The sequence below is a fragment of the Nostoc punctiforme PCC 73102 genome (assembly GCF_000020025.1).
Taxonomy (GTDB): domain Bacteria; phylum Cyanobacteriota; class Cyanobacteriia; order Cyanobacteriales; family Nostocaceae; genus Nostoc; species Nostoc punctiforme.
Genome location: NC_010628.1, coordinates 6,716,146 through 6,741,245 on the forward strand (window position 1 = coordinate 6,716,146; position 25,100 = coordinate 6,741,245).

Annotated in this window: 20 protein-coding genes; 13 read left to right on the plus strand and 7 right to left on the minus strand. The window is 41.5% G+C overall.

Annotation, left to right across the window (positions count from 1 at the left end):
- The first annotated feature begins 340 nt into the window (after positions 1-340).
- Positions 341-613, plus strand: a complete 273-nt coding sequence (locus NPUN_RS27520) for a hypothetical protein (protein ID WP_148220363.1) — start codon at positions 341-343, stop codon at positions 611-613.
- Between the two features lie 110 nt (positions 614-723).
- Positions 724-951 carry a hypothetical protein gene (locus NPUN_RS27525; protein ID WP_041565671.1) on the plus strand — a complete coding sequence of 76 codons (228 nt, stop codon included), beginning with the start codon at positions 724-726 and terminating at the stop codon, positions 949-951.
- A 101-nt stretch (positions 952-1,052) separates the two neighbouring features.
- Here the strand turns inward: NPUN_RS27525 and NPUN_RS27530 are convergent, their stop codons facing one another.
- The 3 genes from NPUN_RS27530 to NPUN_RS27540 all read right to left on the minus strand — a co-directional run bounded on the left by NPUN_RS27530 (position 1,053) and on the right by NPUN_RS27540 (position 4,783).
- Positions 1,053-1,991: a hypothetical protein gene (locus NPUN_RS27530; protein ID WP_012411695.1), complete on the minus strand. Its 939-nt coding sequence runs from the start codon at positions 1,989-1,991 to the stop codon at positions 1,053-1,055.
- A gap of 236 nt (positions 1,992-2,227) precedes the next feature.
- On the minus strand, positions 2,228-3,124 hold the full coding sequence (locus NPUN_RS27535; RefSeq protein ID WP_234710972.1) for a transposase: 897 nt from the start codon (positions 3,122-3,124) through the stop codon (positions 2,228-2,230).
- A gap of 360 nt (positions 3,125-3,484) precedes the next feature.
- Positions 3,485-4,783, minus strand: coding sequence for a vanadium-dependent haloperoxidase (locus tag NPUN_RS27540; RefSeq protein WP_012411696.1), 1,299 nt, complete (start codon positions 4,781-4,783; stop codon positions 3,485-3,487).
- A gap of 587 nt (positions 4,784-5,370) precedes the next feature.
- Between NPUN_RS27540 and mnmA the strand changes: the two genes are divergently transcribed.
- From mnmA to NPUN_RS27555, 3 genes are all read left to right on the plus strand, one after another.
- Positions 5,371-6,426, plus strand: coding sequence for a tRNA 2-thiouridine(34) synthase MnmA (gene mnmA, locus NPUN_RS27545; protein WP_012411697.1), 1,056 nt, complete (start codon positions 5,371-5,373; stop codon positions 6,424-6,426).
- Between the two features lie 196 nt (positions 6,427-6,622).
- Entirely contained in the window at positions 6,623-7,768 is a 1,146-nt protein-coding gene (locus NPUN_RS27550; protein WP_012411698.1) for a helix-turn-helix domain-containing protein, read from the plus strand.
- A complete protein-coding gene (locus tag NPUN_RS27555) occupies positions 7,758-8,351 on the plus strand; it encodes a hypothetical protein (RefSeq protein ID WP_012411699.1) in 594 nt (197 codons plus the stop codon). Before NPUN_RS27550 ends, NPUN_RS27555 begins: the two co-directional genes overlap by 11 nt.
- Positions 8,352-8,356: 5 nt before the next feature.
- Here the strand turns inward: NPUN_RS27555 and NPUN_RS27560 are convergent, their stop codons facing one another.
- On the minus strand, positions 8,357-9,010 hold the full coding sequence (locus tag NPUN_RS27560) for a Uma2 family endonuclease (RefSeq protein ID WP_041565672.1): 654 nt from the start codon (positions 9,008-9,010) through the stop codon (positions 8,357-8,359).
- Between the two features lie 194 nt (positions 9,011-9,204).
- Here NPUN_RS27560 and sat point away from each other — a divergent pair, with 194 nt between their 5' ends.
- The 8 genes from sat to NPUN_RS44570 all read left to right on the plus strand — a co-directional run bounded on the left by sat (position 9,205) and on the right by NPUN_RS44570 (position 18,725).
- Positions 9,205-10,383 carry a sulfate adenylyltransferase gene (sat, locus tag NPUN_RS27565; protein WP_012411701.1) on the plus strand — a complete coding sequence of 393 codons (1,179 nt, stop codon included), beginning with the start codon at positions 9,205-9,207 and terminating at the stop codon, positions 10,381-10,383.
- 195 nt (positions 10,384-10,578) lie between these two features.
- The gene (locus NPUN_RS27570) at positions 10,579-12,702 is read left to right on the plus strand and encodes a caspase family protein (RefSeq protein WP_012411702.1); all 2,124 of its coding nucleotides are present in this window, start codon (positions 10,579-10,581) and stop codon (positions 12,700-12,702) included.
- Between the two features lie 67 nt (positions 12,703-12,769).
- Positions 12,770-13,885 (plus strand): tetratricopeptide repeat protein, encoded by a 1,116-nt coding sequence (locus NPUN_RS37910; RefSeq protein WP_012411703.1) that lies wholly within the window; start codon positions 12,770-12,772, stop codon positions 13,883-13,885.
- Positions 13,886-14,195: 310 nt separating this feature from the next.
- Positions 14,196-15,038, plus strand: a complete 843-nt coding sequence (locus tag NPUN_RS27580; RefSeq protein WP_041566452.1) for a DUF2382 domain-containing protein — start codon at positions 14,196-14,198, stop codon at positions 15,036-15,038.
- A 378-nt stretch (positions 15,039-15,416) separates the two neighbouring features.
- Positions 15,417-16,313 (plus strand): DUF2382 domain-containing protein, encoded by an 897-nt coding sequence (locus NPUN_RS27585; protein WP_012411705.1) that lies wholly within the window; start codon positions 15,417-15,419, stop codon positions 16,311-16,313.
- A 174-nt stretch (positions 16,314-16,487) separates the two neighbouring features.
- Positions 16,488-17,384: a YsnF/AvaK domain-containing protein gene (locus NPUN_RS27590; protein WP_041566453.1), complete on the plus strand. Its 897-nt coding sequence runs from the start codon at positions 16,488-16,490 to the stop codon at positions 17,382-17,384.
- A 127-nt stretch (positions 17,385-17,511) separates the two neighbouring features.
- Positions 17,512-18,435 carry an ion channel gene (locus NPUN_RS27595; RefSeq protein WP_012411707.1) on the plus strand — a complete coding sequence of 308 codons (924 nt, stop codon included), beginning with the start codon at positions 17,512-17,514 and terminating at the stop codon, positions 18,433-18,435.
- Positions 18,436-18,539: 104 nt separating this feature from the next.
- Positions 18,540-18,725 (plus strand): hypothetical protein, encoded by a 186-nt coding sequence (locus NPUN_RS44570; protein WP_167315666.1) that lies wholly within the window; start codon positions 18,540-18,542, stop codon positions 18,723-18,725.
- Between the two features lie 77 nt (positions 18,726-18,802).
- On the opposite strand, the gene psbA is transcribed toward NPUN_RS44570, so the two are convergent.
- From psbA to NPUN_RS27610, 3 genes are all read right to left on the minus strand, one after another.
- Positions 18,803-19,885 carry a photosystem II q(b) protein gene (gene psbA, locus NPUN_RS27600; protein WP_012411708.1) on the minus strand — a complete coding sequence of 361 codons (1,083 nt, stop codon included), beginning with the start codon at positions 19,883-19,885 and terminating at the stop codon, positions 18,803-18,805.
- 349 nt (positions 19,886-20,234) lie between these two features.
- A complete protein-coding gene (locus NPUN_RS27605; protein ID WP_012411709.1) occupies positions 20,235-21,734 on the minus strand; it encodes an MBOAT family O-acyltransferase in 1,500 nt (499 codons plus the stop codon).
- Positions 21,735-21,859: 125 nt separating this feature from the next.
- Complete coding sequence (locus NPUN_RS27610; RefSeq protein WP_012411710.1) at positions 21,860-24,871, minus strand: DUF1574 family protein; 3,012 nt, start codon at positions 24,869-24,871, stop codon at positions 21,860-21,862.
- Between the last annotated feature and the right edge of the window lie 229 nt (positions 24,872-25,100).

Consider the following 25,100-nt stretch of genomic DNA (forward strand, 5'->3'; position numbering starts at 1 on the left):
CCATACTTTTACTACTTCTTCCTACCCGCTATACTACAAAAAACTTTTTCCTACTTGGTAGGAAGCTGACTTTATCCGACTGCAAAGCATTATGGTCTGTATTACTCTTGTAATTAATACAGGCGAAGTTAAGTTAAGCGCCAATAATAAGGTGGTTGAGGATAGATTTTATCAGCGCTACTACTGCAACCTTAGTAAATCACAGATGTTATTTGTTACCGTCCTATATCAATGACTCATGAAAGTGGGGTCTACTAAACAGCAGTGGGTATTAACTAACTAGATTCTGTAGAGCGTATTTACAACTAAGTATGTAAGTCTTTATCCTACAGGAGGTTCAATGATGTTAGACAGAGATTGTCATCATGATTGCAATCAGAATCAGTGCCCTTTTGCCCAAGATACACGTAATCCCAATAGATATGTTTGCCTCAAATGTGGTGTTGAGCGAGAAATAAATAAGTATTCCTCTGGTTTCGGCTCGTTTTTGCTGCTGTTGCTGGGCTTGTTTATTTCGTTCCAACTATTAGTTAGTTACGAAAAGCAAAGCAATCCACAAAGGCAACAACAGTCTTTGAATAATTCACCTCATCAGGGAAATATCCACGTGTAAAACTAATCTTCGTGCTGTGTATGATTTCCCATTTCTGATTTTGTAAATGAGAAATGGGAAATCAAAAAAATATTCACTGCTAAAAATCAGCTACTTTCGTGAGTAAAATTATGGACACCAATCAAGATACACTTCTTTTTCGCTTTGCTTCTAAGTCTTTGAAATATTTCTTGTTAGTGCTGTTTGGGATTGCGATCGCTTACGTCCTATCCAGTGGTTTAGGTATTTTACAAATTATACCTATACTGTTATATCTGTTACAACAGTTTTTGCTTCCTGTGGGAATTATCCTCTTGTGTTTCATTACAATAGCGGTAATTATTGAATCCCTGCGTTAAGAATTGCGGAAGCGGAGAGTCTATCAATTTTGGATTTTAAATTTTAGATTTGTTCTTCAATTCAAAATTCAAAATCTCAAATCGATGGACTCCTAACTTCTTCATTTACCGTAGAAAACCCTGGAATTTCGGTATCCTATATTTCGCAGATACTTATTCCATTCCTCAGCTTGGAATCGATCGGCGAAAGGCCCTACTGCTACGTGTGGCCCTCGTGGTTGCGTCCTTTCGAGGACTGCGCCAGATCGTCCTAAATCTTGACTAAATCGGGCTAGATTTTGCCTAATTTGTTCTGCGATCGCAGATAACTGTTCTTGAGTAGTCGGAATAACGACATAATATCTAGAGGCTTGCTTGGGAGGATTTATATTGCTGCGTTCCCCTACGCCTCTATTACCTACATCTATTTCCTGTCCGTTACCAAAGCTGATAATCCGAGCGCTATATATTCCCCGTGACTGTAACTCATTCACCCGTTGTTGGGCGTTAGATACTCTGTTAAAAACACCTGACTGAATAACATTCCTTCCTTGGTACTCGCGAATGTAAGCACTGGGTTCAATCTGGCGGATTGCTTGTAACGTCTGGAAATCACTGCTATCTACGTAAACTAAGTAGCGCTCAAAGTTCTGGTTATATTGACTAAACTGTGTAGGTTGGGGGGGCTGAAAGTTCTGATCGGATTGATTATTTTGTAATGGTTGAGGGGGTTGAAAGTTCAGATCGGATTGATTATTTTGTAATGGTTGCGGAGGTTGAAAGTTTAGATCGGATTGATTATCCTCCACTAGTTCTGCTGGTTGTAACTGCGGTGATGGCTGTTGATCAAAGGGAATTGGCGGTGGTGGTAAAGCTTCACCTCCTTGTTGAGCCAGTAGCATACTGTTGTGGATTTCTGCTTGTGCTGGGGCATAGTCAGGAATCAGCACTAACCATCCTCCTACTAACAGGGGGAGAAATCGGATAGTACGCTTCCAACCCTCAGAACTTCGGCGCAGCATCTGAAAAGGGGTAAATTTACTTGGTATTCCTCTCGACATAGTACTTAGAAAGTAGTCAAAGTATTTTTAAGCAATTTCCATGAGGAACTAATTAGTTCACCGTTGTAGCAACTACTATATAGCGTTAACGTAAAATTAGCTCATCTGCGTGGCAAAAAATACATCTGTAACCATTCTTAGATAGTCATCTGCATTCATTTTTGGGTGTTGATGATTAGAGTTGTCGGGAAATAAAAGATAAGTGAGGCAATGCTGGTCTTGTAATTGGGATTCTCTTAAGCAGCCATCAAGTAGAAGTTCCATAATCCTGCTGCGGTCAGCATCAAATGGTCATCAAAGTTTTCAATCCGATTACGATAAATGACACTGGCGGCGTTGTAGCGCTTCACACCAGCAAAGGCATTTTCGCAAACTACACGGGATTGACTCAATTGACGATTCTCCGTTTTTTGAAGGTCACTTAACTTGCCCCCTTTGGGCTTTTTGTGAGGAAGATGGAGATTGTCATACTGCTTCTGTAATCCCTGAAAGCCCGAGTCTACTTCAATCGGAATTTCATCAGGCACACTACCTGCAATGTCATCTTCGTCATGAAAACGTTTGTCATGCAGTTTGCCTTCTCGTGCTTTGCTTAAGATCAAGACCCGTTTGGTTTCATCAACTGCCGCCAAGTGTTTATGCGTATGACGTTTCTTTTTACCGGAGTAATTCTGTTGTTGTTGTTCTCTTTCTTGAGGTCGCGCAATTGGGCGTTCTGTCCCATCAATCATCACTCGTTGCACTCCTGGAAAGCGTGACAAAAATGCTTCAATGCTTTCGAGATGGCGTTCCGGCAGCGCCATCTTCTGTCCCAAAGCCGCTTCTAATATTGGCTGCAATCGATGCATCCACTCATGTGCCTGGGAGCGATGCATATCAAAGAGCAGTCCCGCCACATCGAAGGTCGGATAACATTTGAAATAGAAAAGGATGAAAAACAATTTGTCTTGGGCTGTAAGTAAGCGGGCTTTGCGTCCTCCACCCAGGCCACGTTGACGAGGCTTGGCCTGTTGAGTATCTAGGTACATCGTGGTAAACGTGGGCAAAAGGGCATCAAATGCTTTCCGGTTCAACCCAGTTAATGCCCTCAACAGTCGGTCTTGCTTCAGCGCACCTTCAATATTCAGCATCATTCTTCCCTACCACTGCTGTCTATTCTCTCTTATTTCCCGACAAGTCTATTAGATATATAAATCTTGGTGTAGAGACGTTGCACTGCAACGTCTCTACAAGGGTTTTGAAATCACGCAAAATCATTTTTATACCTGAATTCAGCAACGTCCATTTTTGACCGCCCCAAAACTGGTTCATCTGCTCTGTTAATAAATGGCTAATTAAAGGCTCTTTAGATACATTTGTAGGGGCAATTCATGAATTGCCCCTACCATGTGTAGTTTTGCGTAAGTCCTAATCCAATCAGAAATTGAGTTAACAGCCCAAATGAATGCACTCCTATACGACGAGGAATGAGGAAAATATTAGCGCTGTGCTACTTAACTACAATTTTGTGTCAGTAAGCTTTCAAACAGAAAGTCTGCCAATTTGGTACCAGACACATAAGCTGCGTCTGCATCCCATTGAAAATGGACACCCAGATAAACACGACTGCGCCCATTCTCTAAAGCTGCGGAAGAGAAACTATTAAATGTCCGTGTGATTCTAATGCCATTATTGCCCCTCGCACTTGGATCTTCAGATGTTGCCGTAAAAGTAACATTATCGGTGCCAAAGAAGTTCCGCAAAATACCGGCATGGACTGCTCCGAAAGTGGCATGACCAGAGATATAGGCTGGAAATGAAGGAGAAAATCTAGTGCCATCAGCACTGGGTGATAGAGGTCTCCAAGTGGGATCAGCAGTTGTTCCAGGGTTGTTGTCTTCAAATGCCCTTTGAATTGCCGTTTCTGGCCTCCACAAATCCAAATCGGTGTCGTACTTTGCATCCCATGCCAAGATTGCCGCATCGCCTAAACCTAAACCCACCAAAGCAAACAACCGTGCATTTTCGGAAAAGCTCAGACATCTCAATTTAGAGACAATCTGGGTTATGCTATAAAGTTGTCCAGGTGGCTTATATGTTCCATCAAGATCATTTGCCCAGAAAAGAGCAATATCGGTTTGTTCTTGAGTCCGTTCAGTAGAGTTAGCAGCACCAAGCCGTTTTACTTCATTTACTTGAGCAGCATATTCAACACTGGCCAGTAGATCCTGTTTACTGCTGAAGCCTGCTGGTTTAGTCGGACGAAACTTCTTAATTAAGGTTGGTGAAAAAGGTTTTACTTTGCCCCAATTTGGGGTAGTTGCAGGGCCAGAACCAGTTGGTCGCCAATCACCAGGCTGATGTCCTGATTTGTAATCGGTCTTGTCATCAAAGCCGTCCCCTTCTCGATTTTTGAGGATTGCTTTAGCTGCGGCGATTCCAAGTTCTTTACCATCATCAATGCTCTGTTGCGACACACCACTACTTTTAATTTCATGGATGGCTTTCTCTCGTTCTGCGTCAAAAAAGCTCTGGTTTTTATTTTTTGATTTGGGAAAATTGGCATTAGGATAAACAGTGTCGCTACTTAATACAGTAAATGCGGCATAAACTGCTGCTGCTTCTTTAGAAGCTCCTAATTTTACCGGAAGAATTTCTAAATATGGTTTGTAGTCTTGATCAATGGAATTGACAGCATCGTATATTGCAGCATGTAATATAGCACCAGTACGAGAGATTGGCCCAGGTGCGCCACCGTTCAAACGAATTGTTTGTAAATATACATTGTTCCAATTAATAACTTGATCTGTCATAAATATTTCTTTGCTTAATTTTGCCTTTACCCTGGTTGCGGATCTAATTTTCAAGACAAAAGTAAACTAATACCCCTTCTCTACGAGATGCTACGCGAACGCATAATTCTGAATTCGTAATTACTGTTGCGTAGGGGTTTTAGATATTTGATAAGGGTGGCTTATTTATGCCAACCTCTACTAGAGTAGGTAGCGGAAATAACTATCCAGTTTAGTAAGGCTTAAAAGTTTACTTTACAAGCTTTCTCACTTTTTAACCTTTCCTAAACTCTGCGTAGCTTGACGCTTCCCCGTTGGCATCCGGGTGATGCTCAATAATTCGCCAACACCACCCAATCAAATAGCTTACCTTTTGCCTTTTTGCACTAGACTCTACCAGGGTTTGTATTCCGAATATAGAAGTATTTCTGAATGCTTAATAGTACCCCAGAGGGTACTATTTCCAATGCTGCGTGCATAAACTGCTTTCACTTTTACTACAACCGCCTCTATTTGCTTCTTTTAAAACCGAAGTGCTTTGGTAGCAAGGCTTTGGAAGAGTGTGTGCTACAATTGGACAACCACGCAGCTATCGTGTCGTGCTTTGTATGAAAAAAGTCGTCGTTGGTCTTTCTGGTGGCGTTGACAGTTCCACCGCCGCAGCTATCCTGCACCATCAGGGCTATGAAGTGATTGGTTTGACTCTTTGGCTAATGAAAGGCAAAGGTCAATGTTGCTCTGAAGGTATGATCGACGCGGCTGATCTCTGTGAACAACTGGGCGTTCCCCATCAAATTGTAGATATTCGGGATCTCTTTCAAACGCATATTGTCGATTACCTGGTGACTGGCTACAGTGCTGGAATCACGCCTTTGCCTTGTTCACAATGCAATAAAACGGTGAAGTTTGGGCCAATGGTGCAGTATGCTCGTGAAGAATTGGGATGCGATCGCATCGCCACTGGTCATTATGCCCGAATTAGTTATGACGAAGCAACTGGACGTTACCAGTTATTAAGAGCTATTGACCGCAACAAAGACCAATCATACTTCCTCTATGATTTGTCTCAAGATTTACTTGCAGCAACTATATTTCCTCTCGGCGAACTAGAAAAAACTGATACGCGCCGCATTGCGACTGAATACGGATTGAAAACTGCTGATAAGCCCGAAAGTCAAGACTTGTGCTTAGTGGAAAGTAATGGTTCCATGCGGGCATTTTTGGATAAATATTTAGCTCCCAAAAGTGGCGATATTGTCGATACCACAGGCAAAATTTTGGGACAACATGATGGTGTGCATCACTACACCATTGGCCAGCGCAAAGGTTTGGGGATTGCTGCTGCCGAACCTCTGTATGTGATTGAATTAGATGCGGAAAATAATAAAGTAGTAGTAGGCGATCGCACTAAGGTAACTCAACCAGAATGCACTGTAAATCGGGTAAATTGGGTTTCCATTGCTGAACCATCTACCCCAATTCATGCCGAAGTGCAAATTCGCTATCGTTCAACCCCTACACCAGTAACGGTGATTCCGTTGGAAAACTCTCGCGTGCGTTTGGTGTTTGATGAACCCCAATTCAGCATCACTCCCGGACAAGCGGCGGTGTGGTACGACGGCGAGAAAGTCTTAGGTGGCGGAATAATTGAACAATTTAGTTAGAATCTTACCCCGGTTTTGGCAGAAACCAAAACCACCCCTTCTCATCAATGAGGAGGGGTATTTTATTGCTAATACTGCGTAGAATTGGCCTTCGACTTTGTATCTCTTACGATACTCATGCTATGATTTACGGCACATTCCATGCACAAATCCAGCAAGGAATGTTACAACTTAGAGTTTCAAGGCTTTCTCTGCTATGTCTTTTGACCTTGCCTTGTTTAGCTCCAAACTCAGAAGATGCCGAGAGCAATTTGAAAAGTCTCTTGTAGAAGTCACAACAGCCACAGGCATCCCTGAAAACATTCTGGCTGCTCTGGAAAATGGGGAAAGGCAACCAACAGGTGATGAAGTTTTGATTTTTGCTGACTATTACCTATGTGATTACCAGTTTTTTATTTCTAACGAGCGCGTAGCTTCTTTTGATCAAACAGAAACTTTGTTCCGAAGATATGGAGAAGAATTTTCAAAAGAAGACCGATTGGCAGTACAAGAATTTTTATTCTTATGTGAGTGTGAAGATTTTCTGTTAAAACTGGTTCAAACACATATTTATAAGCCTTTTAGCTTTATTAAGAGAGGTAACTATTACATAGGACATGGAAAAGAGGCGGCAAAGGCACTTAGAAAACATTTAGGGTATGCCTCTAATGCAGTTCGCATGGATGTTTATGAAGATTTTCGTTCTTTGGGGTTTCATATTTTTCGTCGCCAGTTGGGTAACTCAAACATCTCTGGTTTATTCATCAAACATCCCACAGCAGGCAAGTGCATATTAGTGAACTACAGCGAAGATATTTATAGGCAGAGATTTACTGCTGCTCATGAATCGGCTCATGGGATTTTGGATGATGAGCAGGAATTTGTTATTTCTTTGAAAACAGACAAAAAGAATTTAGTTGAAGTAAGAGCTAACAACTTTGCATCCGATTATTTAATGCCACCAGAATTTTTACAGAAAATTCCAGATTCTCAAACTTGGACTCCTGAAAAAGCTATTGAATGGGCAAATAAGCTTAAGGTCAGTACAGAAGCATTAGCTAATGCCTTAAAAAGTGCCAATTTCATATCTGAAAATGTAGAAATACAAATAAAAGCTGTGAGAGTACCAAGAGATTTGAAAGTTGATCCAGAACTGCCTGAAAGCCTCTCATTCGGTTCTCGCCAACGTCGGGAGAAGCTACTAAAAAGAGGTTTGTCAAATTTCTATGTTGGACTTTGCTTTGACGTGTATGAGCAGGGTTTTATTTCAGCAGGTCGAGTAGCAGAAATGCTTCTAGTTAGCAAATATGAATTAACAGAAATAGCAAGTATCTACGGGAGAACTATTAGGTATGGGGATTGATCCATCAAACTTTCATAAATATAACGTTATAGATACTTGTGCTATTTGGAATATTCTTTCATCTCAACTTCTCTATACAACAGCTAACAATGCTGGATGCTTATTCTCTTGTACATATTTTGTTTATTACGAGTGCTTATACAAGCCACGTACAAATCCGAAGCAGGCAGAAATAGAATTGCAAAATCGTTTTCGTCAGGAATACGAAAATGGAAAATTCAAATATTATCATTTAACTATTGAAGACCTTCAAGATGTAGAAGTTCTCCAGGGAAGAAAGAAAAAAGATAAAGGGGAACTTGCATCTATTGCTTTTGCAAAGAAAACCCGTCAAGCTTTTCTAACAGATGATACAGGAGCTAGAAAACAAGCTGCTAAGAGCATGAATAGTAAAATGGTACAGACCACACCTCATTTACTAGCTTGGTTGATATTTATAAACTATTTGAGTGATAGTGACTTGCAACCAATAATCTGTGAACATAAAAAATCTGATAGACCTCTTGAAAAACACTTCTTAGATGCATACAAAATAGTTTTGGAATATAGATTAATAGCTTTAAGCCCTAAAATAACGGAATAAAATCATCAAAAACTACTTCTATCTAATGCCTCTTCAAACTCTTTCAAAGCTTGTACGGTTCCTACTTGCCAAGCTTGTTCAACTGTAGCGGCAATAATTTGAGTTAGAGGGATATTCGGAAAGTTAGGACTGCGATCGGATTCGATGTAATGTCCATCGCTGAGTAAATAAATTCTCAGCTTTTTACTATCGTAAATCCATAGTTCTGGAACTGCGATCGCTTCGTAAGCATCAAGAGTTGTTTTTGATGTCACATCTGTTTCAATTGCCAAATCAGGAGGCGGATCGTCTGGTTCGAGTTTGCGACGACCAATCATTCTTTGGTAATTCTGGATGTAAAAGCAAGCATCTGGTTCTACCCCCGCTATATTTTCTCGCTTGAAGGTGGTTGAACCGAAGGGTTCATAACTTTTCCCGGCGATCTTCAACAAGATTTTGACAATATCCGAAATTAAGTCCTTTGATTTTTCGTGTTCGGGTAGAGGAAGCATAATTTCTAACGTAGACTTGCTGTAAGCAACTCGTCGCGATCGCTTTTCGCCCAGTTCTTGCAAAATAGACTCAAATTCCTCCCAACTCATATCCTGGATATTCACTGTACTACCAGGCGCTAGCCGCATTTGGCTAACAGGTTTAACAACGGGGGATACAGCAGTCATAAGCAATTCCAAAGAAAGGAACTATTCTGAAACTTGAAGCTGGATTAGCTTTAGCGTAACCTAATCAGATCGCTTAGAGGCTAGTTGCAAAATTTTCCTCCATTCCCTAAACTCTTTTTTTTCTCAGTACCAGCATTTTGATAAGTTAGTACATAATCTGAAACAATAACAGTAAAAGCAAAGAGGGGATTACGTTGAGTCACAATCCAGATGCCATAGCCCCCCACGGTGGACAGTTGGTTAACCGTATCGCCACACCAGAGCAAAGAGAAGAGTTTCTCTCAAAAGCTGACTTTTTGCCGCGAGTGCAACTTGACGATCGCGCCGTTTCGGATGTAGAAATGATTGCGATCGGTGCTTTTAGTCCACTCACGGGTTTTATGAGCCAAGAAGACTACGATCGCACTGTTACAGAAATGCGACTAGCTAATGGTCTTGTGTGGTCAATTCCGATTACACTATCGGTCACTGAAGAAGTAGCTTCCCCATTGCAAGAAGGTGGCTTAATCCGTCTGGATAACTCCAGAGGTGAATTTATTGCAGTTTTGCAACTCACGCAAAAATATAATTACGACAAAACCCGCGAAGCCATTAATGTCTACCGCACTGATGATGTCAAACATCCAGGCGTGCAGGTACTCTATAGCCAAGGTACTGTACATCTGGCGGGTGATATTTGGCTGTTGCAGCGCGAACCTCATCCCCAGTTTCCCACTTACCAAATAGATCCATCTGCCTCACGGCAACTATTTAAAGATAAGGGTTGGAAAACAATCGTTGGTTTCCAAACTCGCAACCCTATCCACCGCGCTCATGAATATATTCAAAAGTGCGCTTTAGAAATTGTTGATGGTCTATTTTTGCACCCATTAGTTGGGGCAACAAAAGAAGATGATATTGCCGCCGATGTGCGGATGCGTTGCTATGAAATTTTGCTGGAACATTACTACCCCTTAGACCGGGTAACTTTGGCAATTAATCCAGCCGCAATGCGCTATGCCGGGCCTCGTGAGGCAATATTCCATGCTTTAGTCCGCAAAAACTACGGCTGTACTCACTTTATCGTCGGACGGGATCATGCTGGCGTTGGTGACTATTACGGTACTTACGATGCACAATATATCTTTGATGAATTTGCCCCAGGCGAATTGGGCATTGTGCCGATGAAATTTGAACACGCTTTCTACTGCACGCGCACTAAGCAGATGGCAACATCTAAAACCAGTCCCAGCAGGCCAGAAGAACGTATTCACCTATCGGGGACAAAAGTCCGAGAAATGCTGCGGCGTGGTGAATTACCTCCACCAGAATTTTCTCGTCCAGAGGTAGCAGCAGAGTTGGCACGGGCAATGCGGATAGAAGTACCTGTTTAGGGAATTGGGAATTGGGCACAACAGTTCCGTTAGCGGATAGCCAAGGTTTAGCCCGTGCTGAGTGAGGAGTTAGGAGTTAGGAGTTATGAATTCTCTCCCTGCCCCCTGCTCCCTTGCCCCTCCTTTTGTAACTTTACAATACAGAGTTCAGCCCTGTAAGCTGCTAGCTAATGGGCTTAGGGCTGATAGCTAATTATGAAACGCCGCACGTTTTTACATAAAATTGGCTCAATACTCGCGGTATTGGGAGTAACGGAAGCTGAGTGGTTGACTTTAGGAAATCGCTATTATCAGGCTTTGGCACAACCGAACTCGCGCAAGTTGGCATTGTTAATAGGTATTAACCAATACTCCAAAATCCCAAACCTCAGTGGTTGTCTGACAGATGTAGAACTGCAAAGAGAACTTTTGATTAACCGCTTTGGTTTTCAAGGGTCAGATATTTTAACCTTAACTGACGAACAAGCCAGCAGGGAATTCATTGAGGCGGCTTTTGCAGATCATCTGGGCAAACAAGCTAAACCTGGTGATATAACTTTTTTCCACTTTAGCGGTTATGGCACTCGTGTCAAATTGGAAACATCGCCAGATACAATGCAAAATGCTCTGGTGACAGCTAATGTAGCTCTTGACTTACAAGATGACAAAATAGTCAATTATATATTAGAAGAAACTCTACTGCTATTACTGCGATCGCTCCCTACAGACCGAGTAACAGCAGTATTGGATACTAGCTATGATGCTCCTAACACAGTAATAGGATTAAAAACTCGTGCCCTTCAGGAGTCGGCAGCAAAGCTAGCAACAGAAGAACTCGACTTTCTCAAACAACTTAAAACTCAGAAGTTATCCAATACTCCGATTGTTTTAGCAGCTAGCTCAGAACCAAAGCAGCCAGCAAGGGAAGGTCTTTTTTCTGGTTTTAGTGCTGGGTTATTTACCTACGCCTTGACGCAGTATTTGTGGGAATTCACGCCAGCCACCAAAATTCAAGTCGCCCTTTCCCATGTGGAAAATTCTTTATATAAATCAGGTAGTAAACAGAAACCAGCGTTATTAAGTAGTCAGAAAAATCCAGATGTAACGTCTCTAGTGGCAGACGATATCATTGGTGCAGAAGGTGCGGTGAGTGATATTGAAGAAGATGGTAAAACCGTACATTTATGGTTAGCAGGATTACCCCCACAAGTACTGCTATACTACGGAGTGAATTCTCGATTTACACTACAAACAAAAGAGCAATTAGTATTGCGATCGCGCGCTGGGTTAACAGCAAAAGCGCAAATTTCCAAAATTGAAGGTGCAAATCCTCTACAAATCGGGCAACTCGTCCAAGAAGCAGTCCGGGTTTTACCCCGAAATATTAATTTAACAATAGCTTTCGATACTGGATTAGAAAGAATTGAGCGGGTAGACGCTACAAGTGCCTTTGCGGGATTTTCCCATGTATCTACTGTAGTCGCAGGTGAAAAACCAGCTGATTATGTATTTGCCAAGCTACAGGAAACTCCCAGTCGTTATGGTCTATTTTCTCTTGGTGGCGAGCCAATTCCCAATACCACTGGTGAAGTAGGAGAAGCAATAAAATTAACTGTGCAAAGGTTAGCGCCAAAATTATCAACCTTACTAGCAGCCAAGTTATGGCGACTCACAGAAAATCAAGGTTCTTCCCGCTTGCCTCTCAAAGCAACCTTAGAAATAATTAATAATATCTCGCCTCGCGTCGTCATGCAGCGCGAAACAGTGCGAACCTTCAAAGCTGAAACTTCGATTAAAAAATCAGCACAGACGCGATTAATCGCGTCTCTCCCCACTCCCATTGTGCCTATCGGTAGTCGAATGCAATATCGAGTGGAAAACCAGAGCGATCACCCAGTATATTTAATCTTGCTGGGATTAAACAATAATCATACGGCAGTTGCCTTCTACTCTTGGGAAACCCCCCAAGAACCAAATACTGCGGATACTAAGCCCATTCTCCAAGAAGTCGTCATCGCCCCGGGTAAAAGCCTCACACTACCCCAAAATACTGCTTCGCAATGGGTGATTTCAGGGCCAGCTTCTGAGTGCGAACAACAACTGATTTTTAGTACTACACCCTTTAGCGGAACTCTTTCCGCCTTGAATACTGCTCAATATTCCACAGCCGAAGAAGGGCCGATTGGCCCATTGTTAAATCCTTTAGACGTTGCACAAGCCTTGTTACAAGACTTGCATAATGCCAGCGCCCTCAAAACTGAGATAAACGGTACAGCCGACTCATATATTTTAGATGTGAATAATTGGGCAAGTCTTAGCTTTAGTTTTCAAGTAGTGTAAACATGGAATTCAGGAATTTAGTTGTGTATATAACTATGGTTCCTGTATTAACACTTAATAGAGTTTCATGAAAATCAAGAATCGGGTAGGGTTAGCGTTCTCACTCGTCTTATTATCTGCCAGTATTGCTACCGCCCAACCAAAGCCAACTGACTTGCCCAATCCGACAATTTCAACTCAGCAGCAAGACCAACTAGAAAAACTACAACAAGAAAAAGAAATACGCGATCGCGTTCAATCTGAAGTAGATCGGGCTTTTGGTCATAGCACAACCCTACTCAACATTTTGCTAATCGTATTAACTTTTTTGCCAATCTTAGCGGCGGCTGGTGTTTGGTTGCTACGTCGTAGTGTAGTTAGTGAATTAGTAACTGAAACAAAGCAACAATTAGAGACAGAAGTCAAAACACAACTAGAAAAAGAAGTCGCGGCAGAGGTAAAAAAACAAACAGAAGATTTTAAGCAAGAACTAGAAATATTAAAGTCCGACTTTTTAGGGCAATTATCCCAATTAAATAATCTATTTTTAGATGCTCAAAACCAAAAAGAGCTAATTCTTCAGCAACTTTCTGGATTAACACCTTCCCCATCATTGACACAAGATTATGTTCACCCAGAAATTCAGCAAAAAATCCAAGAATTAACAACACAACTAGAAATACTCAAGGCTGGAAATACTCATTTATTTTTTACTGCTAATGATTATCTTAAACAAGGAGATGCTTTATTTTTTGAAGGTCGATATGAAGATTCATTAGCCTGCTATGAACAAGTTATTCAGAGAGAACCTAATTCTTTTCTTGCTTGGATCAATCACGGCTGGGCACTGAGAAGATTAGGGCGCTATCCAAAAGCATTATTATCATATCAAAAAGCAATTGCTATCCAATCAGATAACTATATAGCTTGGTTTGGGTGCGGTAATTCACTTAGAAAACTACAACGACATGATGAAGCGATCGCTTCTTATGAGAGAGCCTTAGAACTTCAGCCTGAATTTCATTGGGCTTGGTGCCATAAAGCCCGTTGTCATGCATTAAAAAACGATCGTGATTTAGCTATTGAAAGTTTGACACAGGCAATTAAATTAAGAGGCGATCAACATCGAGAGTTAGCAAAAAATAATTCTGACTTTGATTTAATTCGAGCAGATGAACGGTTTAAGAAAATACTTGCAGGTTAGATTTTGCGCCTCCCATTTCTTTGTTTTTTTACCGTTCTAGTCTTTGGATGTTACATAAGTGCCTCTGTACTGGCTAGCCTTCGAGATAAAACATTTCAAGCAATTTTTGATACCAGTATAAATTAGAGCTTTTTATGACTTTAGTTGTACTCCTATTGATTGGCCTAAGTGTTCAAATTGAGTATTTTGCTCATAAAGGATGAATTATAAACCAGAAAATATCTCAACTGAATTCAGTCGCCAGCAGGATGAGATTCAGCACAATATTTTTTACACTCAGAACAGTTATAAACAAACCTGGAAACAGCGTATGCCTCTTCATAAACTTGAACATTTTGATCCAAACTATCGAGAAACTTTTGGTGGAGACGACGTTAAATCACTGGTTCTTTATACTGAGGGAGGAGACAGAGTTGGCTCAGTAGCTGATGTTTTAGTTGATGATGATGGTCATTTCCGATATTTAGTTATTGACACAAGCGAAGATTTTTCCGGTAAAAAAATCTTATTACCAATTGGTCTTTCCCGGATTGATTATCCTGCAAAACGTGTCTATGTTGATGGGTTAAGCAAACACCAAGTAGAAGGTTTAGTTGAGTATAAAGAAGACACAATCTTTGATCGTGATTACGAAGAAAAGGTACGTAGTGGATTTCGTTCTCCAACTAGCGGTGTAACTTACGATCGCAATACATACAATTACCAGACAGAACCAGCTTTATACGGTTTAAATGAGCAATCTCATCAAACTTTCAAACTCTATGAAGAACGATTAATTGCTAATAAACACCGGATCAAAACCGGAGAAGTATCAGTTGGTAAACACATTGAAACAGACACTGCACGTGTTACAGTGCCTATTCAAAAAGAACGAGTTCTAATTGAGCGAGTTGTGCCAACAGAAGGAGGAAAGATTGTAGATCCCAATGAACTGAAGTTCCAAGAAGGGGAAGTAGCACGTATAGAAGTGTATGAAGAAACACCAGAAATACATAAAGAAGCATTTGTGCGTGAAGAAGTCCGAGTCAAGAAAGTCGTAGAAAGAGATACAGTGGAAGCACAAGACACCATTCGTCGAGAAGAATTAGATGTTGATACTGCGGGTAATTTACATGTGAATGAACATGGCAGTACTACACATGAAACTATTTAAGAGGATTGGATTTTTAAAACTTGTAGAGACGTGGGATGTTAGCGTAGCCGAGCATTTCCGATAAGGTTTCCTAGAGAAGCCCAGGTCAGTTTACCATCTCTACAGTATTTTAATTACAACCAAAACTCCTAACTTCTTAAATTTGTTTTGTGAAAATTTTTAGTATTTATATCCCTGACTTTTTTGAAAAGTTGGGGATATAATTTTTAAACTATCATTCATTTAGGACTGCTTTTATCTGCCATCAAGAAAAATAACTATAACTTTTGGTTATTTAACTATTGAAATAATTCATTCGACAGAAGGATGTAAAGAAGTCAAAAAATTTTTATCATAGTTGCTATGAATTGAAAAGAAAAATATTGAGGTTAAATAATAATGGTACTCTACAAATTAGAAGATTTTGAGCCTAACTATCGTGATGCATTTGAAGGTCACGATATTTCTGGGCTTGGGGTTTATACACAAGGTACTGATGAAAAAATTGGCACTGTCAGCGATGTTTTAGTTGACGAAGAAGGTCATTTTCGCTATTTAGTTGTTGACTTAGGCTTCTGGATTTTTGGTAAAAAAGTATTACTACCAATTGGTCGTGCCCGTATCGACTATAACGTCGATCGCGTCTACACAATTGGCTTGACTAGAGAGCAAGCGGAAGATTTACCTGAGTTCAATGAACGTCAAGCGCTTGATTACGATTACGAAGAACGGGTGCGTGGCGTATATCGTCAACCAGCATATTCCACCAATACTTTAGATGCATCAGCACCTGTAGAAGCATCAATACCTGTAGATACAACCTATCAGCCAGCGACGACTACGCCAATTTATAATCGTGATAGCTACAATTACGAACATGAGCCTTCTTTATTCGGGTTAAATGAGCAAGATCATCAAACTCTGAGATTGTATGAAGAACGGCTGATTGCCAGCAAACATCGCCAAAAAACTGGAGAAGTATCCATTGGCAAGCGTGTTGAAACTGATACTGCACGGGTTGCAGTGCCAGTAGAAAGAGAGCGAGTTGTGATTGAACGTGTAACTCCAGTAGATGCAGGTACTGCCGTTTCTGGACGCGAAGCAGATTTCCGTGAAGGCGAAGTTGCTCGTCTAGAAATCCATGAAGAAACTCCTGATGTTCGTAAAGAAGCATTTTTGCGTGAAGAAGTCAGAGTTAGAAAGGTGGTCGATCAAGACACAGTTGAAACGCAAGAAACTGTGCGACGTGAAGAGCTAGATGTGAATTCTGGTAATCTTCCCATTGAAGAACGCTAACCAAACATAGTCATTAGTTAGTAGCTAATGACTAATAATTAATTCGACACAGTACAGGTAAGGCCGATTGAATTAGCTTTACCTGTGCTTCCAATAGCTTAAAATGAGAAATACATTTAATTTAGCTAAGTAAAAAGCAGTTTATAAACTTTGTATATTATGAATAGCCAACCGATGACAAAAAACATTGGACAGGCAAATAGTAATTCTGGCACTAACACCTCAATAGCAGATTTGAAAAAGAGGGTGAAGAATTTTGCTGTGTTCGATAACCAAGGTCAGCTAGTAGGAGTAGTTTATGATTTGATTGTGGATGCTAATAGGCGGTTAAACCTAGTTATATCAAACCAGGTCAATCAACAAACTCTAGAATATGGCGAGCAGTTAGCCGATAAACATCCTTCTTTTTTTCGATTGCAGAGCCAGAGAATAAAAAAAATTGACAAGCCGACTAAATCTGTTTTCATAGACTTCAACAAATCAGAAATCGAATATATGCCTGAATATTCAGAAGCAGAAAAAACCGGCGATGTCTACGAGGGGCTACGCCTAGACAACCCAACTGAGCAATTGGTTAATAATCAAACTCAAAATAGCGCAGTTGAGCCAGTAGATTTAGAAGAGGTCAGCGAAGAACAAATTATTCGTCTACTAGAAGAACGACTAGTTGTTGAAAGCAGTAAGCGAAAAGTTGGTGAGGTGATTGTTCGCAAAGTCATCGAAACCCAGATGATCCAAGTTCCTGTCCGGCGTGAAAAGCTGATTGTGGAACAAATTAGCCCAGAACATAAACAACTCGCAGAAATTGATTTAGGTCAAGAGGAAATTGCTAATGTTGACTTGACCGGAGTAGAAAGACTCGAAGGTACATATTTTGAAAGCGGTTTAACAATAAGCGGCGAATTTAACTCGCCGAAAACTGCTAGTTTATTGTTGAATGCGATCGCACTAGAGCAAAATCACGGCTGCAATCGGGTGCGTGTTACCATTGCTGTTGAAGATGAGTCACACAAGAATAAATACCAGGAGTGGTTTGATCGCTGTTCGAAAGATCAATCACCCAAGCCGTAAAAATAAGTTTCTAGCAGATAAATTTAGTAGGATGGGCATTACCCATCCTATTTTTTTGCTTATTTAATCACTTCAGCTCAGAGAGTGTCAAAATACTAAGCAGTTGCCGTTCTTTTGGCTACTTGCAATGAAATTTCGACTGAAGAGACTTTCACGGAAGAAACAACAGCGTCTGATTTTACCTATTCAGATTCAAGTTCGAGACGGAAAATTTGAGATTATGGGTATGGGTGTATGGCATTCTTACTGGCGCGATCCCTACCATTTGCTGTTAACGATTCCCTGGGCTGGCTTTCTACTGCTGATTTGTACTTTCTATATAACTATCAATGCTCTATTTGCCCTAGCTTACTTGATAGGAGGAGATTGTATTGCCAACGCCCGGCCAGGCTCTTTTTTAGATGTCTTTTTCTTCAGCGTGCAAACCCTAGCATCCATTGGCTATGGGGCGATGTATCCCAAAACAACTTACGCCAACATTATTGTCACCATTGAAGCAATGATCGGTTTGGTGGGAATTGCTGTGATGACGGGGCTAGCCTTTGCTCGATTTTCCCGACCTACAGCTAGGGTACTTTTTAGTCGTATTGCTGTAATTACACCTCATAATGCAATGCCAACTCTCATATTTCGCACCGCTAATCAGCGTCGCAATATGATTCTAGAGGCGCAGATGCGAGTCTACTTAATGCGTGACGAAATAACCCTAGAAGGGCAATTTATGCGTCGGTTCTACGATCTCAAACTGTTAAGGAACCAAACGCCTAGCTTCACGTTAAGCTGGTCAGTGATGCATGTCATTGATGAGTTTAGTCCTCTATATGGCATGACACCAGAATCCTTAATCCAGACAAATACTATCCTAATTGTCTCTTTGAGTGGCATTGATGAAACGGTTGCACAGGTAGTCCATGCCCGTCATACTTATGCTGCTAATGAAATTTTGTGGAATAATCAATTTGCCGATATCTTCTACCACGCACCCGATGGACATCGCTACATTGATTACAACCGCTTTCACGATGTTTCGCCTTTAGATGAAATGCTTTAAATGTCTGAAACTTACTCGGAATTCTGATTGTCTGAGGATTGTAAGGCTTTAACAACGACTCGACCATTTTCAACTACAGTGCAATTTTTAACCATACTTTTGCTGTGGTTAACTTGTACATCCTTACACTGGTTCTGGTGGGAGATATTTTGCTCCTGTTGTTGGTTGAGGACGACAACACAACAGGCGGAGGGGGAAAAGGACATATAAAGTATTTTGATCTCTATATCTATTATCGCGCTACTGATGATGTTTGGCTGAAAAATTTGCTACCCATCTGTTTTGATTAAAACCAATTAAATATAGTTCCAACAAAAAAGCGCCCCCCATTGCTGGAGGGCGCTTTTTATTTAGCTAATCTTCAGAATTAACCGTTGATAGCAGGAGCAGTCATTGCTACAGGAGTAATTTCACCAGCAGCTAAGTCTAGGGGGAAGTTGTGAGCGTTACGCTCGTGCATTACTTCCATACCTAAGTTAGCGCGGTTGATTACGTCTGCCCAGGTGCTGATAACGCGACCTTGAGAGTCAATGATTGATTGGTTGAAGTTGAAACCGTTCAGGTTGAACGCCATCGTGCTGATACCCAAAGCGGTGAACCAGATACCGACGACAGGCCAAGCTGCTAAGAAGAAGTGCAGTGAACGGCTGTTGTTGAAGGAAGCGTATTGGAAGATCAAACGACCGAAGTAACCGTGGGCTGCAACGATGTTGTAGGTTTCTTCTTCTTGACCGAATTTGTAACCGTAGTTAAGGGATTCGGTTTCGGTGGTTTCACGCACCAAGGAAGAAGTTACTAGAGAACCGTGCATTGCAGAGAACAAGGAACCGCCGAATACACCAGCCACACCTAACATGTGGAAGGGGTGCATCAAGATGTTGTGTTCTGCTTGGAACACGATCATGAAGTTGAAGGTTCCAGAGATACCCAAAGGCATACCATCAGAGAAAGAACCTTGACCGATGGGGTAGATCAAGAATACTGCGGTAGCAGAAGCCAAAGGTGCGCTGTAAGCTACGCAGATCCAAGGACGCATACCTAAGCGGTAAGAAAGTTCCCACTGACGACCCAGGTAGCAAGCGCAACCGATCAAGAAGTGGAAAACTACCAATTGGTAAGGACCACCGTTGTACAACCACTCATCTAAGGAAGCAGCTTCCCAGATTGGGTAGAAGTGCAAGCCAATAGCGTTTGAGGAAGGAACAACTGCACCAGAGATGATGTTGTTTCCGTAGATCAAAGAACCTGCAACTGGTTCACGGATACCATCAATGTCTACTGGAGGTGCTGCGATGAAGGCAATTACGAAGCAAGCAGTAGCTGCTAGTAGGGTTGGGATCATCAGTACACCAAACCAACCGACATATATACGGTTGTCAGTGCTGGTAATCCACTCGCAAAAGCGATCCCAAACGTTAGCGCCAGAGCGCCGTTGTAAGGTTGTGGTCATTGTTTTATAAGTGCTATTTTTTGTTAAAAATGGAACAAGCAAATTTTGTTTTGCCTGTTGAATTACAGTCTACATGAATTTACTTTGACACGATCTTTGGCTTAATATTCTGTAATAGAATTCTTTAACAAGATCGTCGAAATGTAAAGTTTTTCTACTATGAATAATAGTGATAAAAGTAAGCGATTAAAGCTTTCTAAGCTATTACAAAATTAAACTGGCTATAACTTTCAATGACGCGATCGCCTAGTTTATTGTCTTTACATTCCGTTACAAATAGCCAGGATAATCTGTAACGAAATAATAAGTTGTACATTGTCTTATGTTGCTGTTGATTGTTTGTAGAAACCTAAAAATCAAAGTATATATAGGGCAAGCTGCCTTCAGGAGCTAATAACCAAACAGCGTAGAAACATAGAGGGACAAAGACAAGCTTAATGGGCCAGTTAAACTCTAACTTCAGCATCCGGTTAAAGGCATAAACTACAGCCATCAGAGCAGCCAAAGTTAGCAGCACCCAAGTGAGTTGGTATTGGCTAATATTTAAAGCATCCACATAGACCTTTTGAGCAAACTGGGCATCAGCAGGATAACGCCAAAGGTGTCGAATTACCAAAGAAGAGTCTGCGATATTCGGTAGACGGAACCAAATCCAAGAGGTAAAAACCATCAGTTGGGTCAAAAACCAAGCGACGAAGATACCTAGAGGATTTTGCCAGAATTGCTCCAGATTTTCAAAGCGATCGCTCATAGCATCTGTAAGTCGATGAACCACTAAGGCTAACCCGTGGAATATGCCCCAAACTACATAACCCAAAGCAGCCCCATGCCAGATACCAGCGATTAGCATCACAGTAAATAAATTCCAGCAGGTGCGGATTAAACCGCGACGCGAACCGCCCAAAGGAAAGTAGACATAGTTGCGTAGCCAATCTCCGAGAGTGATATGCCAGCGCCGCCAAAATTCTCCAATACTGGTGCTGAAGTAGGGAAAGTCAAAATTTTCAGGTAGAACCAAGCCGAAAAGTAAGGCACTCCCACGGGCAATATCTACGTAACCGTTGAAATCTAGATATAACTGCAAACCGTAGGCAAATGTTGCTAACCAGAGATCGGTACTACCCGCCCGTTGTAAGTTACCAAAGCATAAATCAACAAAAATTCCCAGGTGATCTGCAAAAATACCTTTTTTGACTGCACCTCTAGCAATTAACCACAGCGCCTCTGCTACTCTATCGGCACTGGGAAAGTCTAGCGTATTGAATTGATTTGCTAAGTTGTGGTAGCGCGTAATCGGGCCGGAAATCAGTTTGGCGAAGAATAATTTATAGGTTGCAAATTTAAGAAACTGATCGGTAGCAGGCGCACCACGATAGACATCTATTAAATAGGCAATACACTCAAAGGTGAAAAATGAAATTCCCAAAGGTGCAATCAATTTAAAAGAGCTATCTGGTGAGTTTGCTTGGATATTGAAAACAAACTTAAATAGAGGGGTTAGATACTTAAAAGCTAATAATAGTAAAACATTTAGAGCTATACCTAGCCACAAAACTTTTAGACGACGACGATTCCAGTCGCCTTGGGCAAATTGCCACTCTTCATTAGAAATTTGCCAGTCAAGAGAATGTTTCCCTGGTGATGTATTTTTTCCAATCTCTAGCCCCAAACGAAAATTGATAAACGTCAATGCTAATAACAATGGTATGTACTGGATGTGCAAAGATGCGTAGAAAACCAAACTAGCAATTAGCAACGTCCATAATCGTAATTTCTGTTGTGCTAAAGACCAGTAAATTCCTAAAACACTCAACAAGAAAAGACCATAGAAAATTGATATAAAGTTCATTTTTTAGTCATTTGTTATTTGTCATTTGTCATTGGGCAAAACAGTTCCAAATGCTGTTAGCGGATAGCTAAGGTTTAGCCCGTGAAGAGTTAGGAGTTACGAATTCTCCCCCATTCCCCTGCTCCCTACTTCACTGGCCAAGGAATCATCGGGTCATTAGCCAGCTTTTTGGAGACTTCGTATGCTCCAAAGCGGTTGAGATGGCTGGGATCTGAGAAGTAGTCATGTGCTTTGGGCCACTTTTGGCTCAGATCCCGATAAATAAAGTTGGGATTAGTAGCTAGACGCAACATATATTGCTGAAATTGTTGCTCATATTGTCTACGCACTGGATCTAAATAATCTGCCGTGAGAGGCATATTGACAAACACTAAGGAAATTTTCTGAGACTGGGTAAACTGAAGCACTTCTTGAAGAGCAGCATCTTGCTGTCCTTCTACTTGGAAAGATTTATAGTCGTTGTCGTAATTTCCGGTAACTCTAGAATGTTTTTGATAGTATCTAGCAGGATTGAAGCGAATAGACAAAGGTAGAAAACCATCAAAATCAACTGCTTGCTGGGAAATACTCTCATCTGAAGTTCCGTCTGTTAGCTGTTTTTGTGATGCAACTGTCTGATTGCTACCAAATATAAGCAATTGTTTTTGCAGTAAGCCTTTAATTTGGTCGCGGTTTTGATAGCTAGCAGAAAGAGATGCCAGACCCTGATTTAAGGAATCATTGACAGCTTGATATGTGCTAATCTCCTGTTTTTCTTCTTTTACCTTCTCTTCTGGCGAACTTTCCTGATTTTTGGGCGATTCGCTGCTATTCGCTATTGTTGGGTTTTTTTGGAATGCTTGCTTATAACCAGCTGATGCTGCGATGGATTTAAAGGTAATGTCCTCGCGTCCACCGTTGAAAGCACGGGCCCCATCCGCCCAGAGAATTATTTTAGGCAGTTCTGATGGTTCCAGCACGTGACGAAGCACAAAGTCTACAACTTGTGCAGTAGCACCGTTGATCCCAAAGTTAAACACGTCAATATTGGGATAGCCTTGAGTCGCTAAAGCTTTAGAAAGTTCTGCTGGGTCTACTCCTCTGAGGGCGCGGGAGGAGCCAATAATCAACACATCGGGCGGTGTACCAGTTCTCGCTAAACGCTGTTTATACAGTGCTAGTTGCTCATCTAACTGCCTGACATTGAAACTTGGCATCTGCGATCGCGCTGCTAAAAGAATAGCTGTTGCGGTTGCTTTTTCTTTCAGTGGTGCGGCTGCCAAATTCTTTGTCGAAGTATCATCACTTTGGGTAAACTCAGAAGCATTAAATACAGAACTCTGATTTGCAGGAGATTTTGTTTTAGAACTGCTGCTAAAAAATACCGTTTTCTCACTCTGAGTTTTTTCAGATGTTAAAGATGCCTTTTGTCCAGATGATGAAGGTAAAACACTGGCTACTTTTGGCAAACTCGGTTTAGTCTGTGCAGTAATTCGACCCAATACCCAATCAGTTTGGAGAGTGAGTAATAATCCCAGTGTCCCCCAAACTAGAGCAATCTTAAGTCCTTGATCGTCAGGATTTTCTTCTCCTAACTCGTGGCTTTCGGTAAATAGCTGGCTTTTTAACAGGAACTTTTTCGCGGTTGCACTCGCCGTTGCTATCCAATCTCGCGCTACTTCTGTTACAAAACTTTGAACTTCTTCTGTTGTTAAGTCTGGGCGCAAAATTGGTTCACTAGTCTCAGAGGGTATTAAATCATCTACGTATTTAGAAGTGGCAGCGAATTCTGGGGTTGCTTCTGGTACTAAACGTTGGCGATGTTCAAGATCAACGCCATAGTGCCAAAAAGGTTCTTTATTCCCAGCCCGGCGACCGTATATACGTATTCCCATAATACCGGGAATTTTCAAATGGCGGATAAACTGCGTAATTTTACTTGCTACTTGTTGACGACCTGGACAAACAGGCGCATCACACATGATGTGTAATAAATCATTTTTGTTCAGTAAGAGGACACGAATTCCACCTGTCAATAAACGCCAATCTAGGTCAGGATTGAGTAAACGCTCTAGTAAAAATGTGATGGCTGGTTCATCACCAGTATTAGCTAAATCTAGCGGTGATGTGGCAAAGGCGGGATGGGTGGTGGCGGGTAAAGCTAGCCAATCAATCCAAGTGGGTTGTTTGTCGCCTGCTTTTTGCCCGTAGATGGTGGCAGCGAGAATGCCTTGAGGTGCGATCGCTTCTAACTGGGGTACAATAGCCTCTAAGCACACTGCTTTGTCTGGGATTGGCGCAGTTCCTAAAGGATCAAAAGCTGGCGTACAAAAGATGTGTAGAGTTGATTCTTTCAGAGAAGCTTGGACAGAAACTTTTAATCCTGACAATACCTCAGTTAATAGCCGAGCGATCGCTTGGATATCACCCCAACGCGCCCATTCTTTCAGCATTACCTCTGATGGGGTCAAATCGACACGCAGCAACCAATCAGGGGCTGTTTCGCCGCTTACCTGGGAAACAATTACGGCATCTTGGTAGCCGTAAAGTTTGAGATAACGCAATTTCTCTGCTATTGGTTCCGCAAGCAATGAGGCATCGGGGCTATAGCTCGACTGGCAAAATATCCACAGGCGGTTTTCTTCCGGCTGAGAGTTCTTTGGCTGATACGGCTTAATCTTTGCCTGTACCGATACACCTAACGTACTCAGAGTTTCGCTGAGATATCTAGCGATCGCCTCTGGATTGCCTTGGCGTGCCAAACTTTCGTTAGAGACAATGAGTGCCCCAGCCGACTGTTTTGATTTTTCCGCATCTGCTAGCAAGGCTTGCTCCACCTGCTCCAGATGCTTATCTATTTGATTCAAGTAAACCCGATGGCACCATTTGGGGCGCTGTTCCCCTTTTCTTCGGCCATAGACAAATACTTGATATATTGAGGTTTGTTCGCTGCTTGTGAGAATATCTAAGTTTGTTTGCTGTAATGCTTGCAGCAAATCAGACAAAGTACGCCAACGCTGCGGACATTCTGTGCCTTCACAAAGAATATGAAGGTCATTTCCCCGTAACCGGACTTTCACCCCGAAAGTGTTAATCCCTGTGGCTTGGCTTACCCATTGCACTAAGGATTGCTGGCGATCTGGTAATACTGTTTTCATGGGAAGTTAACTTTACAGGAAGCGATGGTTGGGGGATAGTGCCTGCACTTGTAAACTAGAACCATAGGTCTATCACACTCTGACGTTTTTTTTTAACAATTTTGTTACCTTCGTAGCTCACAAAATCGGCCAAGATAGTCTTGTACAGGTTGTAAGTCTGACTAATATTGAGTTTTGCGTTTATTTTACTAATAGGGAGTCATAAATCAGAAGTTAGGAGTTAGAGACG

Bases quoted from the DNA above. Each gene is read 5' to 3' on its own strand.
- NPUN_RS27520 (WP_148220363.1), top strand. From the start codon at position 341: ATGATGTTAGACAGAGATTGTCATCATGATTGCAATCAGAATCAGTGC.
- NPUN_RS27525 (WP_041565671.1), top strand. From the start codon at position 724: ATGGACACCAATCAAGATACACTTCTTTTTCGCTTTGCTTCTAAGTCT.
- NPUN_RS27530 (WP_012411695.1), bottom strand. From the start codon at position 1,991: ATGTCGAGAGGAATACCAAGTAAATTTACCCCTTTTCAGATGCTGCGC.
- NPUN_RS27535 (WP_234710972.1), bottom strand. From the start codon at position 3,124: ATGATGCTGAATATTGAAGGTGCGCTGAAGCAAGACCGACTGTTGAGG.
- NPUN_RS27540 (WP_012411696.1), bottom strand. From the start codon at position 4,783: ATGACAGATCAAGTTATTAATTGGAACAATGTATATTTACAAACAATT.
- mnmA (WP_012411697.1), top strand. From the start codon at position 5,371: ATGAAAAAAGTCGTCGTTGGTCTTTCTGGTGGCGTTGACAGTTCCACC.
- NPUN_RS27550 (WP_012411698.1), top strand. From the start codon at position 6,623: ATGTCTTTTGACCTTGCCTTGTTTAGCTCCAAACTCAGAAGATGCCGA.
- NPUN_RS27555 (WP_012411699.1), top strand. From the start codon at position 7,758: ATGGGGATTGATCCATCAAACTTTCATAAATATAACGTTATAGATACT.
- NPUN_RS27560 (WP_041565672.1), bottom strand. From the start codon at position 9,010: ATGACTGCTGTATCCCCCGTTGTTAAACCTGTTAGCCAAATGCGGCTA.
- NPUN_RS27570 (WP_012411702.1), top strand. From the start codon at position 10,579: ATGAAACGCCGCACGTTTTTACATAAAATTGGCTCAATACTCGCGGTA.
- NPUN_RS37910 (WP_012411703.1), top strand. From the start codon at position 12,770: ATGAAAATCAAGAATCGGGTAGGGTTAGCGTTCTCACTCGTCTTATTA.
- NPUN_RS27580 (WP_041566452.1), top strand. From the start codon at position 14,196: ATGCCTCTTCATAAACTTGAACATTTTGATCCAAACTATCGAGAAACT.
- NPUN_RS27585 (WP_012411705.1), top strand. From the start codon at position 15,417: ATGGTACTCTACAAATTAGAAGATTTTGAGCCTAACTATCGTGATGCA.
- NPUN_RS27590 (WP_041566453.1), top strand. From the start codon at position 16,488: ATGACAAAAAACATTGGACAGGCAAATAGTAATTCTGGCACTAACACC.
- NPUN_RS27595 (WP_012411707.1), top strand. From the start codon at position 17,512: ATGAAATTTCGACTGAAGAGACTTTCACGGAAGAAACAACAGCGTCTG.
- psbA (WP_012411708.1), bottom strand. From the start codon at position 19,885: ATGACCACAACCTTACAACGGCGCTCTGGCGCTAACGTTTGGGATCGC.
- NPUN_RS27605 (WP_012411709.1), bottom strand. From the start codon at position 21,734: ATGAACTTTATATCAATTTTCTATGGTCTTTTCTTGTTGAGTGTTTTA.
- NPUN_RS27610 (WP_012411710.1), bottom strand. From the start codon at position 24,871: ATGAAAACAGTATTACCAGATCGCCAGCAATCCTTAGTGCAATGGGTA.